Below are 13,597 nucleotides of genomic sequence, written 5' to 3'. Positions count from 1 at the left end.
ATAAACCTCCTGAATCAATGTGGAGAATGACAATGGATCCTATTTCAACGGCCGCGGGTGCAGTGCCAATGTTATCCGGTCTTCTTGAGAAGGGAATGGACCTGGCGAAAAGCGCACTGGACTTGACGAACAAACTCGTAGACATCGCGGGTGAACAGTCAAAGGTCGGAGGGGAAGAGCAACAGCCAGAGGGTAAGATCAATTTTTGAGAGCGTCGCCAAACAGAAGGCGGATCTGTTCCGCCTTCTTCTCTGCCAGGCATCCAGCCCACGCCAAGCCCTCTGCCCACGTCTCATAAGCGGGTATCCCTCCACGTTTATCCAGCCCCTTCAATTAATCTCAAGCCCGAATGTCCCTTTGACTGCCATCACCAGATTGCCAATACTCATGGCATATTGACGGCCACCCGCATGAGACAAGGAATGCCCCTTTGAAGCTGGAACTCAAGAACAGCTTGTCGGTGAAGTTGCTACGGGTTGTGCTGCTTTCGGCATTGATCGTGGGTGTGGCGCTGAGCGTGGCGCAGATCGTTTTTGATGCCTACAAGACGCGCCAGGCCGTGGCGGGCGATGCCCAGCGCATCCTCGACATGTTTCGCGACCCCTCGACCCAGGCCGTGTACAGCCTGGATCGCGAGATGGGCATGCAGGTGATCGAAGGTCTGTTCCAGGACGACGCTGTGCGCATGGCTTCCATCGGGCACCCCAACGAGACCATGCTGGCGGAAAAAAGCCGTCCTTTACAGCAGTCGCCCAGCCGCTGGTTGACCGACCTGATTCTTGGCCAGGAACGCTCCTTTACTACTGCGTTGGTGGGCAAGGGCCCCTACAGCGAATATTACGGCGACCTGAGCATCACCCTCGACACCGCCACCTATGGCCGAAGTTTTCTGGTCAGCTCGGTCATCATCTTTATCTCGGGCGTATTGCGCGCCCTGGTCATGGGGCTGGTGCTGTACCTGGTGTATCACTGGATGCTCACCAAACCGCTGTCGCGGATGATCGAGCACCTGACCTCGATCAACCCGGACCGCCCCAGCGAGCACAAGATCCCTCAGCTCAAGGGCCACGAACGCAACGAACTGGGGCAGTGGATAAACACCGCCAACCAATTGCTCGAATCCATCGAGCGCAATACCCACCTGCGCCACGAGGCCGAATCGAGCCTGTTGCGCATGGCCCAATACGACTTCCTGACCGGCCTGCCGAACCGCCAGAAGTTGCAGGCGCAACTGGACAAAATCCTCACGGACGCCGGCCGCCGGCAACGCCGTGTCGCGGTGTTGTGCGTGGGGCTGGATGATTTCAAGAGCGTCAACGAGCAATTCACCTACCAGGCCGGCGACAAACTCTTGTTGGCGCTGGCTGATCGCTTGCGCGCCCATAGTGGCCACCTGGGCACGCTCGCCCGCCTGGGCGGCGACCAGTTCGCCCTGGTGCAAGCCGATATCGACCAGCCCTACGAAGCCGCCGAACTGGCGCAAAGCATCCTTGATGACCTGGAAGCAGAGTTCGCCCTTGAGCATGACCTGATCCGCCTGCGCGCCACCATCGGCATCACGCTGTTCCCGGAAGATGGCGACAGCACCGAGAAGTTGCTCCAGAAAGCCGAGCAGACCATGACCCTGGCCAAGAGCCGCTCGCGCAACCGCTATCAGTTTTATATCGCCAGCGTCGACAGCGAAATGCGCCGGCGTCGTGAACTGGAGAAAGACTTGCGAGACGCCTTGGGCCGCGAGCAGTTTCACTTGGTGTACCAACCACAAATCAGCTATCTCGACCATCACGTGGTCGGTGTGGAAGCCCTGCTGCGCTGGCAACACCCGGAACATGGGCTGGTACCGCCGGACTTGTTCATTCCGTTGGCGGAACAGAACGGCACCATCATTCCCATCGGCGAATGGGTGCTGGACCAGGCGTGTCGGCAACTGCGCGAATGGCATGACCAGGGTTTCACCGCGCTGCGCATGGCCGTCAACCTGTCCACCGTGCAACTGCACCACACCGAGTTGCCGCGGGTGGTCAACAACCTGATGCAGATCTATCGCCTGCCGCCCCGCAGCTTGGAGCTGGAAGTGACCGAGACCGGCCTGATGGAAGACATCAGCACCGCAGCCCAGCACCTGCTGAGCCTGCGTCGCTCCGGCGCGCTGATCGCCATTGATGACTTCGGCACCGGCTACTCATCCTTGAGTTACCTCAAGAGCCTGCCCCTGGACAAGATCAAGATCGACAAGAGCTTCGTCCAGGACCTGCAGGACGACGACGATGACGCCACCATCGTGCGCGCCATTATCCAATTGGGCAAAAGCCTGGGCATGCAGGTGATTGCCGAAGGCGTGGAGACTGCCGAACAGGAGGCCTACATCATCTCCGAGGGGTGCCATGAGGGGCAGGGCTATCACTACAGCAAACCGCTGCAGGCCCGGGAGTTGACGGCTTATCTGAAGCAGTCCGAGCGCAATAACGCCGTGAGTCTTTGAATTTACACTTCGATACTCAATATTTCCCGCGTATAAGCCTTTACACAAAATGCAAATCTTTCGCATTATGTCGCAGCGTTTGCGCTCCCCGCGCGCCCTTTCAACAACCGAAGCAGGATGTTCGCCATGATTCGTATGCCCCTGGCCACCGCCAGTCTGCTGGCCATTGCCATTTCTCTCGCCGGTTGCGGCGAAGGTAAAGACAAGGCCGCCGCGCCCCAGGCACCCGCTGCCGCCAGCACTACCGCACCGGCGGCTGCCCCGGCTGGCCAGGTCGACGAAGCGGCCGCCAAGGCCGTGGTCGCGCACTACGCAGACATGGTGTTTGCGGTGTACAGCGATGCCGAATCCACCGCAAAAACCCTGCAGACCGCAATCGATACCTTCCTCGCCAACCCGAACGACGAAACCCTGAAAGCGGCCCGTACCGCCTGGATCGCCGCACGCGTACCCTACCTGCAGAGCGAAGTATTCCGCTTCGGCAACACCATCATCGACGACTGGGAAGGCCAGGTGAACGCCTGGCCCCTGGACGAAGGCCTGATCGACTACGTCGACAAGTCCTACGAGCACGCGCTGGGCAACCCAGGTGCGAACGCCAATATCATCGCCAATAACGAGATCCAGGTCGGCGAAGACAAGGTCGACGTCAAGGAGATCACTCCGGAAAAACTCGCCAGCCTCAATGAACTGGGCGGTTCCGAAGCGAACGTCGCCACCGGCTACCACGCCATCGAATTCCTGCTGTGGGGCCAGGACCTCAACGGCACCGGCCCAGGCGCGGGCAACCGCCCGGCATCGGACTACATGACCGGTGACGGTGCAACCGGCGGCCACAACGAGCGTCGCCGCACTTACCTGCGCGCCGTCACCCAACTGCTGGTCAGCGACCTGCAGGAAATGGTCGGCAACTGGAAGCCCAACGTCGAAGACAACTACCGCGCCACCCTGGAGTCGGAACCTGCGACCGATGGCCTGCGTAAAATGCTGTTCGGCATGGGCAGCCTGTCTCTGGGCGAACTCGCCGGGGAGCGCATGAAAGTATCCCTGGAAGCCAACTCGCCAGAAGACGAGCAAGACTGCTTCAGCGACAACACCCATAACTCGCACTTCTACGACGCCAAGGGCATCCGTAACGTTTACTTGGGCGAATACACCCGTGTTGACGGTACCAAGCTGACCGGCGCCAGCCTGTCGTCCCTGGTGGCCAAGGCCGACCCGGCAGCAGATGCAGCCCTCAAGGCTGACCTGGCCGCCACCGAAGCGAAGATCCAGGTGATGGTTGACCACGCCAACAACGGCGAGCACTACGACCAGTTGATCGCCGCCGACAATGAAAAGGGCAACCAGATCGTGCGTGACTCGATTGCCGCCCTGGTCAAGCAGACCGGCTCGATCGAGGCTGCTGCCGGCAAGCTGGGCATCAGCGACCTGAACCCGGACAGCGCTGATCACGAGTTCTGATCAAGCGCAGTTGAAAGAGGCGACCTGCGGGTCGCCTTTTTCATGCGCGCAATAACTGCCGCCGTTATACCTGTGGGAGCTGGCTTGCCTGCGATGGCGGTGGTTCAGTCGACTGATCTGTAACTGACACACCGCCATCGCAGGCAAGCCAGCTCCCACATTGGATTGCGGGGCGTCAGGTGGATATCCGCCGGCTGGCAGGCCAGCTCCCACAGGGGTTCTCCATCAACCGGCAGCCCTTGGTTTACAAGACCTGCACCGCAGGTAGAATGGCGCCTCTGCCCAATCACCCGAGCGAACTTCATGGCGTTGCCGACCCTGCGCATCATCGGTTTCATCATCGGCATCTTCCTGATCACCCTTGCGGTCGCCATGGTGATCCCGATGGCGACCCTGGTGATCTTCGAACGCACCAGCGACCTGCCCTCGTTCCTGTGGGCCAGCCTGATCACCTTTATCGCCGGCCTGGCGCTGGTCATCCCTGGTCGCCCAGAGCACGTGCACCTGCGCCCCAGGGACATGTACCTGCTGACGGTCAGTAGTTGGGTGGTGGTGTGCATCTTCGCGGCCCTGCCCTTTTTGCTGACCCAGCACATCAGCTACACCGACTCGTTCTTCGAAAGCATGTCCGGCATCACCGCCACAGGCTCCACCGTGTTGAGCGGGCTGGACAGCATGTCGCCGGGCATCTTGATGTGGCGTTCGCTGCTGCACTGGCTCGGCGGTATCGGCTTTATCGGCATGGCGGTGGCGATCCTGCCGCTGCTGCGCATTGGTGGCATGCGCCTGTTCCAGACCGAATCCTCGGACCGCTCGGAAAAGGTCATGCCTCGTTCACACATGGTGGCGCGCCTGATCGTGGCGGCGTATGTGGGCATCACCATCTTCGGCAGCCTGGCCTTCTGGTGGGCCGGAATGGGCGTGTTCGATGCGATCAACCATGCGATGTCGGCGATTTCCACGGGCGGGTTTTCCACCTCGGACGAGTCCCTGGCCCATTGGAAACAACCGGCGGTGCACTGGGTCGCGGTGGTGGTGATGATCCTGGGCAGCTTGCCGTTCGCCCTGTACGTTGCCACTTTACGTGGTAACCGTCGGGCGCTGATCAAGGACCAGCAGGTGCAAGGCTTGCTCGGCCTGTTGCTGGTGACCTGGCTGGTACTCGGCACCTGGTACTGGTGGACCACCAACCTGCATTGGCTCGATGCCTTGCGCCATGTGGCGCTGAACGTGACGTCTGTGGTGACTACCACCGGCTTTGCACTGGGGGACTACAGCTTGTGGGGCAACTTCTCACTGATGCTGTTTTTCTACCTGGGCTTTATCGGCGGCTGCTCGGGCTCCACCGCGGGCGGTATCAAAATCTTCCGTTTCCAGGTGGCCTACATCCTGCTCAAGGCCAACTTGAATCAGTTGATCCATCCGCGCGCGGTGATCAAGCAGAAGTACAACGGCCATCGCCTCGATGAAGAGATTGTGCGGTCGATCCTGACTTTTTCGTTTTTCTTCGCCATCACCATCTGCATGATCGCCCTGGCCCTGTCGCTGCTAGGCGTGGACTGGATGACCGCGTTGACCGGCGCCGCCAGTACCGTTTCCGGCGTGGGCCCCGGCCTGGGCGAAACCATCGGCCCGGCCGGCAACTTCGCCACCCTGCCGGATGCCGCCAAGTGGATCCTGTCCCTGGGCATGTTGTTGGGGCGCCTGGAGATCATCACCGTGTTTGTGTTGTGCATTCCGGCGTTCTGGCGTCACTGACCGACGACGTTTGCTGCAAGCGCGCCCGGTATTCACCGGGCGTGGCATCGAACCAGCGGCGAAACGCGCGGAAAAAGTTGCTCGGGTCGGCAAACCCCAGCAGGTAAGCGATTTCCAGCAAGGTCATGCTGGGTTGTGCCAGGTACTGCTCGGCCAGTTCGCGCCGGGTGTCATCAAGCAAGGCCTGGAAGCTGGTGCCCTCCTCCTGCAGCCGCCGCTGCAAGGTGCGCTGGGACAGGTGCAACGTCTGGGCCACGGCTTCGCGCTTGGGCTCGCCCTGAGGCAACAGGCGGCACAGCACCTGACGCGCCTTGTGGGTCACGCGGCTTTCGGAAAAACGCGCCAGGTATTCACCGGCAAAGCGATCATGCAACAGCGCCATGGCTTCGTTGGCCGTGGGCAGCGGCGCCTCCATGTCCGCCTGCTCGAAAATCAGCGCGTCATAGGGTGCATTGAATTGCAAAGGCGCATGAAAGGCCTGTTGGTAGGGCGCCAGGTCCGCCGGCTGCTCGCCTTGCAGCAGCACTTTGCGGGGCTGCAGGGTGCGCCCGGTGAGCCAGCCGCACAGGGCCAGGGCGCTGGCCAGCGAGGCTTCGGCGCTTTGACGGGTCGGCGGCAGGTGATCGCCATGCACCGTCAGAATCAACGCATAGCCTTCGGGTAACAGTCGAAAACTCAAATCAGCGCTTTCGGCGATGATGCGCTGGTAGCGCACCAATCGCATAAAACCTTCGGCCAGGGTGTTGCTGGACATCAACGCATAACCGGCAACGTGAAACGAGGCCGGGCGCACCACCTTGCCCATGTTCAGGCCAATCGCCGGGTTACCCGACACCTCTACCGCGCGTTGCCACAGGCGGGTCATGGCGTCTTGCGGGAAGCGCGCATCGGGGTCACTGAGGGCGGCGTAGTCCAGGCCCAGTTGCTTGAACAAGGCACGGCAATCCAGGCCATCCATTTCCAGCGCCTTGACGATGCCCATCGCCCAGCTTGCAGAAGTTGTTCGTTCGCTCATGGCGTCTTCTTGTTGAAAGCAGGCTCAAACGGCAGCCAGGAAGCCAAGGATACTAAAGTGGCATCTATTGTCACTGGCTGTTAGCACTGATCACTCTAGACTCAAATAAGCTCCCCGCCGCGCACCCGTTGGCGGCACAGCAACCAGAGGGCCGGTGACCGTGGAAAACATCAAGAAATTCAACAGTTTTGCCGAGTTCTACCCGTACTACCTGAGCGAACATGGCAACAGCACCTGCCGACGCCTGCACTTTATCGGCACCACCCTGGTAATAGGCATTCTCGCGTACGCCATCGGCAGAGGCTCATTGGTTCTGCTGCTGGCGTTGCCCCTGGCAGGCTACAGCTTTGCCTGGATTGGCCACTTCTTCTTCGAAAAGAACCGCCCCGCCACCTTTCAGCACCCGTTCTACAGCTTGCTGGGGGATTTTGTGATGTACCGCGACATGATCCTGGGCAAGGTGCCGTTCTAGGGGTGTGACCTCATGTCACTTGCGCCTGAACCATTAAAAATTGTGCATCTGTGGAGATAAAAGTCTTTTTGTCATTTACGGTGCTGTATCCTGCCAAGGCTTTTTGAGAGCGCGGAATCACCTGCGATTGAAAAAACAGACCTTGCGAGGAGCGACCACGATGCACGAGATACCTAATCTCCCCTTCCCAAGCCTGCACCCAACTGAGCAGCCAACACCGCAGCAGGCCAGCGACAAGCAGCCTGAGGCCAAAGAAGCAAAACCAGTCGAGCGCGAAAGCCGAGACTGACGCCGTACCAGACCGTGTGGAAAGCGCGCCTTTGAGCGCTTTCCACACTGCCTGAATTATCCGAGACCTTCACTATGACCACTTCCCCTTCCGTCACGCCGGACGCCGCTGTACTCGACGCTGCCTTGCAGATGGTCGAAGTCTGGAACCGCCTCAGTGCCGACAAGCAAGCAGCACTGCTCAAGCGCTTCGGCACCCAGGAAAACGCCCTGGCGGCCCTGGTGACCACCCAATTGCTGGCCCCCGCCCAAGCTTGATCTGCCTTAGATCTGACGTTTTACATTTTTGCCGCCCTGCCCGGCTTGCGCACCGGTATCATTAGCAGCCTATCTTTACCTGCTGCGACAGTGGATCTCTCCCATGCCAGATACCCAGCGCCCCATGACGGTCACGCTGCAAGTCGTTTCCATCGTGCTGTTTACCTTCATCGGCTACTTGAATATCGGCATCCCCCTGGCCGTATTGCCGGGTTATGTCCATAGCCAGCTGGGCTATGGCGCCGTTATCGCCGGGCTGGTGATCAGCGTGCAATACCTGGCAACCCTGCTGAGCCGCCCCTATGCCGGTAAGATCATCGACAATCTGGGCAGCAAGCGCGCCGTGCTGCTCGGCTTGGTGGGCTGCGGTTTGAGTGGCGTGTTCATGTTGTTTGCGGCGTGGTTTTCCAGCCTGCCGGCTCTGAGCCTCGGCTGCCTGCTGGTCGGGCGGCTGGTGCTGGGCAGCGCTGAAAGCCTGGTGGGTTCGGGCGCGATTGGCTGGGGCATTGGCCGTGTCGGCGCGGCGAACACGGCCAAGGTTATTTCCTGGAACGGCATCGCCAGCTACGGCGCGCTGGCGGTGGGTGCGCCGTTGGGGGTGCTGCTGGTCAGCCATTTGGGGCTGTGGAGCATGGGCGTCAGCATCATTCTGTTGGCCGTGTTGGGTGTGCTGTTGGCCTGGAAAAAACAAGCGGCGCCGATTGTGCCCGGCGTACGTTTGCCGTTCATGAACGTGCTGGGCCGCGTGCTGCCCCATGGTTGCGCGCTGGCGCTGGGCTCCATCGGCTTTGGCACCATCGCCACCTTTATCACGTTGTATTACAGCACCCAGCACTGGGATAACGCGGTGTGGGCCTTGAGTCTGTTCGGTGCCAGTTTTATCGGCGCACGCTTGCTGTTTGGCAATTTGATCAACCGCATTGGCGGTTTTCGCGTCGCAATCGCCTGCCTGTCAGTGGAAGTGCTGGGCCTGCTGTTGCTGTGGCTGGCGCCGGATGCCCAACTGGCGTTGGCGGGTGCGGCGTTGAGCGGTTTCGGCTTTTCCCTGGTGTTCCCGGCGCTGGGGGTAGAGGCGGTCAACCTGGTGCCGGCCTCCAGCCGAGGTTCGGCGGTGGGCGCCTATTCGCTGTTTATCGACTTGTCCCTGGGCATCACCGGGCCGCTGGCGGGCGCCGTGGCGGCAGGTTTTGGCTTTGCCTCAATCTTCCTGTTCGCGGCCCTCGCAGCTTTCGCCGGTTTGCTGCTGAGCTTCTACCTGTACCGCCAGGCGCCTAAGGCCCGCGAAACACGCGACGCCTAGAAGTCGACCTTGCCGCGCCCGGCCTTGATGCTGCCGCGCTTGGTCTTGGACTCCAGGCGGCGTTTCTTCGAACCCAGGGTGGGCTTGGTCGGACGACGCTTTTTCTCGACCTTGGTGGCGCTCTGGATCAACTCCACCAGGCGCTCCAGCGCATCGGCACGGTTCTGCTCCTGGGTGCGATATTGCTGGGCCTTGAGCACCAGCACGCCTTCGCTGGTGATCCGGCTGTCACGCAGCGCCAGCAGGCGCTCCTTGTAAAACTCCGGCAACGACGAGGCCGGAATATCAAACCGCAGGTGCACCGCACTCGACACCTTATTGACGTTCTGCCCACCGGCACCCTGGGCACGAATGGCGGTCAGCTCGATCTCGGCGTCGGGCAGGTGCACATTGTTGGAAATTTCCAGCATCAATCAAAACCTTAGGCAACGGACAAGCCCAACTCGGACAACAATATCGACGCCTGGGCTTTGGAAATCACGGCGCCTTTGAACAGTTTGGCATCATTGAGGCGAAAACCGCTCAAATCTGCACCGCGCAAGTCGGCACCCGCAAAATTAGCGCCGTTGATGCGGGCATGTGCGAGGCTGCAGTCGACCAGTTCAGCCTTGCGAAAGTCCGTATCCGACAAGTCGCTGTCGGAAAAATCCAGATTCTTGAGCACACTTCGAGCAAACGACAACCCGGATAAAAAGGCACTGTTGAGCAGGGTTTCGCTGAAGCTCAGCCCCAGTGACGCGCAATGGGTGAAATTGGCGCCCGTCAGCTTGCACTGGGTAAAAGTCGCCTGGGACAGTTTGCTGCGCTGCCAACGAGTGTTGTTCAGATCGCAACTGTGGAATTGCGCCTCGAGCAGGTTGGCCGCTTCGAAAATGGCGAGGCTGGCTCGGCAGTTTTTCCACTGAGTCCCTTCCAGTCGAGAACCGAGAAACGAGGTCTGGACCAGTGTGCAGCGCTCGAACACCCAGTTGTCCAGTGCCATGCGCGACAGGTCGACGCCACTTAAATCTACTCCGATCAAGCGCAAAGGGCCGCTGTGCCGGTCTATCAAGTCTTCCAGCTCATCGCGCTGCAAGGCGCTATCGGCGACGTCGGTGTATTGCATCGGGGCCTCCGGGCATGCGGAAAAAAGAGGGGGCGATTCTAACCTGCCATACCCACAAAAAACCCGGCAGGGCGCCGGGTTTTCTGCAAGGGGAAAAGTCCTACTCCAGAACCGGACCCGTTGCGCCAATAGCCGGCCGCGCCGTGCGCTTGTTCTTGATCCAGTAACATACTGCCATGAACGCTACCCACACCGGGATCGCATATACCGACACCTGAATCCCCGGCATCATCAGCATGATCACCAGGATAAACACCACGAACGCCAAGCAGATGTAGTTTCCATACGGATACCACAACGCCTTGAACAGCGGCACCTGGCCGGTGCGGTTCATGTGCTGGCGGAACTTGACGTGGGAGAAACTGATCATCGCCCAGTTGATCACCAACGTGGCCACCACCAGCGACATCAGCAGTTCCAGCGCGTCATGGGGCATCAGGTAGTTCATCAGCACCGCCACCAGGGTGATCGCCGCCGAGGCCAGGATCGAACGCACCGGCACGCCGCGCTTGTCGATCTTCGCCAGGGCCCTGGGCGCGTCGCCCTGCTCGGCCATGCCCAAGAGCATGCGGCTGTTGCAGTAGGTACCGCTGTTGTACACCGACAGCGCGGCGGTCAGCACCACGAAGTTGAGGATATGCGCGGCGGTGTTACTGCCCAGCATCGAGAACACCTGCACGAACGGGCTACCGCTGTAGGCATCGCCGGAGGCGTTGAGGGTCGCCAGCAGGCTGTCCCACGGTGTGAGCGACAGCAGTACTACCAGGGCACCGATGTAGAAAATCAGGATGCGGTAGATCACCTGATTGATCGCTTTGGGGATCACGGTACGTGGCTGGTCGGCTTCGGCAGCGGTAAAGCCGAGCATTTCCAGGCCGCCGAAGGAGAACATGATGATCGCCATGGCCATCACCAAGCCGCCGACGCCATGGGGGAAGAAACCACCATGCTCCCACAGGTTGCTGACCGAGGCCTGCGGGCCGCCGCTGCCGCTGACCAGCAGGTAGCTGCCCAAGGCAATCATGCCGACGATCGCCACCACCTTGATGATGGCGAACCAGAACTCGGCTTCACCGAAGACTTTGACGTTGGCCAGATTGATCGCGTTGATTAGCACGAAAAACGCCGCCGCCGAGACCCAGGTCGGAATCTCCGGCCACCAGTAGTGCACGTATTTGCCGACGGCCGTCAGCTCCGACATACCCACCAGAATGTACAGAATCCAGCAGTTCCAGCCCGACAGAAAACCGGCGAAACCGCCCCAGTACTTGTGGGCAAAATGGCTGAAGGAGCCGGCGACGGGCTCCTCGACAATCATTTCGCCTAGCTGGCGCATGATCATGAAGGCGATAAAGCCGCAGATGGCATAGCCCAGGATCATCGACGGGCCGGCGGATTTGAGCACCCCGGCCGAGCCCAGGAACAGGCCGGTGCCGATGGCGCCACCGAGGGCGATCAACTGGATATGCCGATTTTTCAGGCCGCGTTTCAGCTCGCCTGAAGAGGAATGGGGTCCACTCATGAAAAGGGTCTCACGCAAGGTTTGAAGAGTTGAATGCAGGTTGCTGCCTTGAATTACCGACTCAAGCAGCGCCGCTCAAACCCCAGCGCAGGCACCAGGAGTACAGCGTCTTTCTAATGGTCATGCGTCACCTGTTTGTTTTTATCTGTGACGAAATCGAACCCGTCCGGCTCGTGGCCAGGCGGAGTGATCAGGGGGATCAAACCCTGAGGTCTTGGCCTTTTGTGTGGGTACGCAAGGGGGGTCACAGTAAAACGCGGCGCATTGTACACCGCTCGACAGCTTCGGCACGCACCGGGAAAGTGCACAGGCAATTCTGTCAGCTAATGCTTACATCGGCGCGCCCCCCAACAACGGCAGGGCAGTTGCGTAAATCTATCGTTACACCACGGAAATCCTGCGTTACAGCCAGACTTTGGCAGCCCTCAACGGAATTCTGTCGGAAGGCAAAATCTGAAGAATCGCTTCAGCCAATTTACTGTTTTGCCTGAATAAAAAAATCCGCCAAAAAACAGAAGAAAAAATGCAAATGAAACCGTGTCAATAAATTTTTTGCATTTCGAAACACTCTCTTCTAGGTTCTTTCCACTTGCCCGCGAAGCCCGTGGGTGAGCCGTTCTCAATCAACGTCCTCTAGGAGATACACCATGCAAGCACTGGAAAACGACCTGGAAACCGAACTGCAACTCGACGATTGGTTTGAAGCGCCGACCCATGAGGCCGCCGTTGAAATGATGCAAGCCGATGCCGTTGTGCCTTTTGGCACCGCGATGTGGCCTTTCTAATAACCGGCAGGCATCCGGCAGGCGCTGTGCACGGCGCCTGCCCCCTTACCCAAGGCACCGAAGGACACCCGTCATGGACAAGGCCCGCGCCGTCGAACACTTTCTCTACTACCTTGCTCACCACCCGGCCCTCAACGGCCTGAACCGCCCCACCGTGTTGCTGGGCCATACCGAGCGCTATGACGCCATCGCCCAGGCGATCACCCACGGCAGCGCCGCCCGCTTCAACTTCCAACTGCAACGCCTGGACCTGGCGCCCAGCGACACCCTGGCAAAGGCCATTCAAACCTGTGATCTGTACCTGTTTCTCTACGATTCCTCCACGCTGCCCAACCCACGCGCCGAAGGCCCTGACTTTATCCGCGCCCTGCAAGGCGTGATGGCCGAGCACTGGAAGAAATCCCTGCTGTTCAAGGATTACGGCGACTATTTTTACGACACCTTCAGCGTCGAGCCCCAACGCATCGCCGACCTCAACGCCACACTGATCCGGCGCATGGCCCAGGCCAACGTGCTGAGCTTTACCGACAAACACGGTTCGCGCCTGGAAGCGCCGATGAGCAGCATCAAGAAGTGGACCAATATCAACGGCGTCGGCAACCACGACCTGGCGCCCGGCGAAATCGCCACCCACAGCGAAGCCATCAACGGCCAGGTGCGGTTTGTCGGCACTTTCCTCAGTACCATCCCCTTTGCACGCAAATACGGCGTGCTGCAATCGCCGTTGGAGTTATGGATCGAGAACTCCACCGTTTGCAGCGTGGCCAGCGAAGTGCCGGGGTTGGCAGATGACTTCAACAAGTACCTGAATGCCAACCCGTCCAACCGTCGCGTGGAGGAGTTGGGGATTGGCACCAATGAAGGGGTCAAGGACTTGTATGCGCGCAATGCCGGGTTTGAAGAGCGTCACTGCGGGTTGCACCTGGGCTTGGGTGGCGGGCAGAAGGGCAGCCATCACCTGGACCTGATCTTCGCCAGCGGGGTGTTGGCGCTGGATGACAAGCCGGTGTTTGATGGCGCCTTTGCCTTTTAAAAGACCGTCAGACGTGTAGAGATCCCTGTGGGAGCCGGGCTTGCCCTAATGCCAGTCAGTTAAGAGCTAGAGCAGACAACCAGTGACTTGTGGCGAGGGAGCTTGCTCCCGCTGG

The 13,597-nt window shown here is 59.9% G+C and carries 12 protein-coding genes; 8 read left to right on the top strand and 4 right to left on the bottom strand.

All coding sequences use genetic code 11. The features are described 5' to 3' along the window. Positions 1-430 precede the first annotated feature (430 nt). From AC1RAC_RS27125 to AC1RAC_RS27115, 3 genes are all read left to right on the top strand, one after another. Complete coding sequence (locus tag AC1RAC_RS27125) at positions 431-2,482, top strand: putative bifunctional diguanylate cyclase/phosphodiesterase (RefSeq protein WP_054896697.1); 2,052 nt, start codon at positions 431-433, stop codon at positions 2,480-2,482. Between the two features lie 126 nt (positions 2,483-2,608). Beyond that, a complete protein-coding gene (locus tag AC1RAC_RS27120) occupies positions 2,609-3,946 on the top strand; it encodes an imelysin family protein (RefSeq protein WP_127880959.1) in 1,338 nt (445 codons plus the stop codon). Positions 3,947-4,249: 303 nt separating this feature from the next. Then, positions 4,250-5,704 (top strand): TrkH family potassium uptake protein, encoded by a 1,455-nt coding sequence (locus AC1RAC_RS27115; RefSeq protein WP_003193780.1) that lies wholly within the window; start codon positions 4,250-4,252, stop codon positions 5,702-5,704. Here the strand turns inward: AC1RAC_RS27115 and AC1RAC_RS27110 are convergent. Then, complete coding sequence (locus tag AC1RAC_RS27110; protein WP_054896696.1) at positions 5,661-6,719, bottom strand: AraC family transcriptional regulator; 1,059 nt, start codon at positions 6,717-6,719, stop codon at positions 5,661-5,663. The two genes, AC1RAC_RS27115 and AC1RAC_RS27110, sit on opposite strands and share 44 nt — an antisense overlap. 160 nt (positions 6,720-6,879) lie before the next feature. On the opposite strand from AC1RAC_RS27110, the gene AC1RAC_RS27105 reads away from it, so the two are divergent. The 3 genes from AC1RAC_RS27105 (at position 6,880) to AC1RAC_RS27095 (ending at position 9,037) form a co-directional block, all read left to right on the top strand. Next, positions 6,880-7,191, top strand: a complete 312-nt coding sequence (locus tag AC1RAC_RS27105) for an Mpo1-like protein (RefSeq protein ID WP_034128574.1) — start codon at positions 6,880-6,882, stop codon at positions 7,189-7,191. A gap of 363 nt (positions 7,192-7,554) precedes the next feature. Continuing rightward, positions 7,555-7,737, top strand: a complete 183-nt coding sequence (locus AC1RAC_RS27100) for a hypothetical protein (RefSeq protein WP_057975123.1) — start codon at positions 7,555-7,557, stop codon at positions 7,735-7,737. A gap of 103 nt (positions 7,738-7,840) precedes the next feature. After that, positions 7,841-9,037, top strand: coding sequence for an MFS transporter (locus AC1RAC_RS27095; RefSeq protein WP_057975122.1), 1,197 nt, complete (start codon positions 7,841-7,843; stop codon positions 9,035-9,037). Here AC1RAC_RS27095 and arfB read toward each other — a convergent pair. The 3 genes from arfB to AC1RAC_RS27080 all read right to left on the bottom strand — a co-directional run bounded on the left by arfB (position 9,034) and on the right by AC1RAC_RS27080 (position 11,664). Then, positions 9,034-9,447, bottom strand: coding sequence for an alternative ribosome rescue aminoacyl-tRNA hydrolase ArfB (arfB, locus tag AC1RAC_RS27090; RefSeq protein WP_034128536.1), 414 nt, complete (start codon positions 9,445-9,447; stop codon positions 9,034-9,036). The two genes, AC1RAC_RS27095 and arfB, sit on opposite strands and share 4 nt — an antisense overlap. Positions 9,448-9,458: 11 nt before the next feature. After that, complete coding sequence (locus AC1RAC_RS27085) at positions 9,459-10,142, bottom strand: pentapeptide repeat-containing protein (RefSeq protein ID WP_054918208.1); 684 nt, start codon at positions 10,140-10,142, stop codon at positions 9,459-9,461. Between the two features lie 100 nt (positions 10,143-10,242). Further along, entirely contained in the window at positions 10,243-11,664 is a 1,422-nt protein-coding gene (locus tag AC1RAC_RS27080; protein WP_072448466.1) for an amino acid permease, read from the bottom strand. A gap of 647 nt (positions 11,665-12,311) precedes the next feature. Here AC1RAC_RS27080 and AC1RAC_RS27075 point away from each other — a divergent pair. Then, positions 12,312-12,449: a hypothetical protein gene (locus tag AC1RAC_RS27075; protein ID WP_003175756.1), complete on the top strand. Its 138-nt coding sequence runs from the start codon at positions 12,312-12,314 to the stop codon at positions 12,447-12,449. A 73-nt stretch (positions 12,450-12,522) separates the two neighbouring features. Continuing rightward, positions 12,523-13,482 (top strand): M29 family metallopeptidase, encoded by a 960-nt coding sequence (locus AC1RAC_RS27070; RefSeq protein WP_054896691.1) that lies wholly within the window; start codon positions 12,523-12,525, stop codon positions 13,480-13,482. Positions 13,483-13,597 lie beyond the last annotated feature (115 nt).

The organism is Pseudomonas sp. GW823-FHT02F05, from assembly GCF_058797315.1.
This window is presented reverse-complemented; position numbering and strand designations above follow the sequence as displayed.

Bases quoted from the DNA above. Each gene is read 5' to 3' on its own strand.
- AC1RAC_RS27120 (WP_127880959.1), top strand. From the start codon at position 2,609: ATGATTCGTATGCCCCTGGCCACCGCCAGTCTGCTGGCCATTGCCATT.
- AC1RAC_RS27115 (WP_003193780.1), top strand. From the start codon at position 4,250: ATGGCGTTGCCGACCCTGCGCATCATCGGTTTCATCATCGGCATCTTC.
- AC1RAC_RS27110 (WP_054896696.1), bottom strand. From the start codon at position 6,719: ATGAGCGAACGAACAACTTCTGCAAGCTGGGCGATGGGCATCGTCAAG.
- AC1RAC_RS27100 (WP_057975123.1), top strand. From the start codon at position 7,555: ATGACCACTTCCCCTTCCGTCACGCCGGACGCCGCTGTACTCGACGCT.
- AC1RAC_RS27095 (WP_057975122.1), top strand. From the start codon at position 7,841: ATGCCAGATACCCAGCGCCCCATGACGGTCACGCTGCAAGTCGTTTCC.
- arfB (WP_034128536.1), bottom strand. From the start codon at position 9,447: ATGCTGGAAATTTCCAACAATGTGCACCTGCCCGACGCCGAGATCGAG.
- AC1RAC_RS27085 (WP_054918208.1), bottom strand. From the start codon at position 10,142: ATGCAATACACCGACGTCGCCGATAGCGCCTTGCAGCGCGATGAGCTG.
- AC1RAC_RS27080 (WP_072448466.1), bottom strand. From the start codon at position 11,664: ATGAGTGGACCCCATTCCTCTTCAGGCGAGCTGAAACGCGGCCTGAAA.
- AC1RAC_RS27075 (WP_003175756.1), top strand. From the start codon at position 12,312: ATGCAAGCACTGGAAAACGACCTGGAAACCGAACTGCAACTCGACGAT.
- AC1RAC_RS27070 (WP_054896691.1), top strand. From the start codon at position 12,523: ATGGACAAGGCCCGCGCCGTCGAACACTTTCTCTACTACCTTGCTCAC.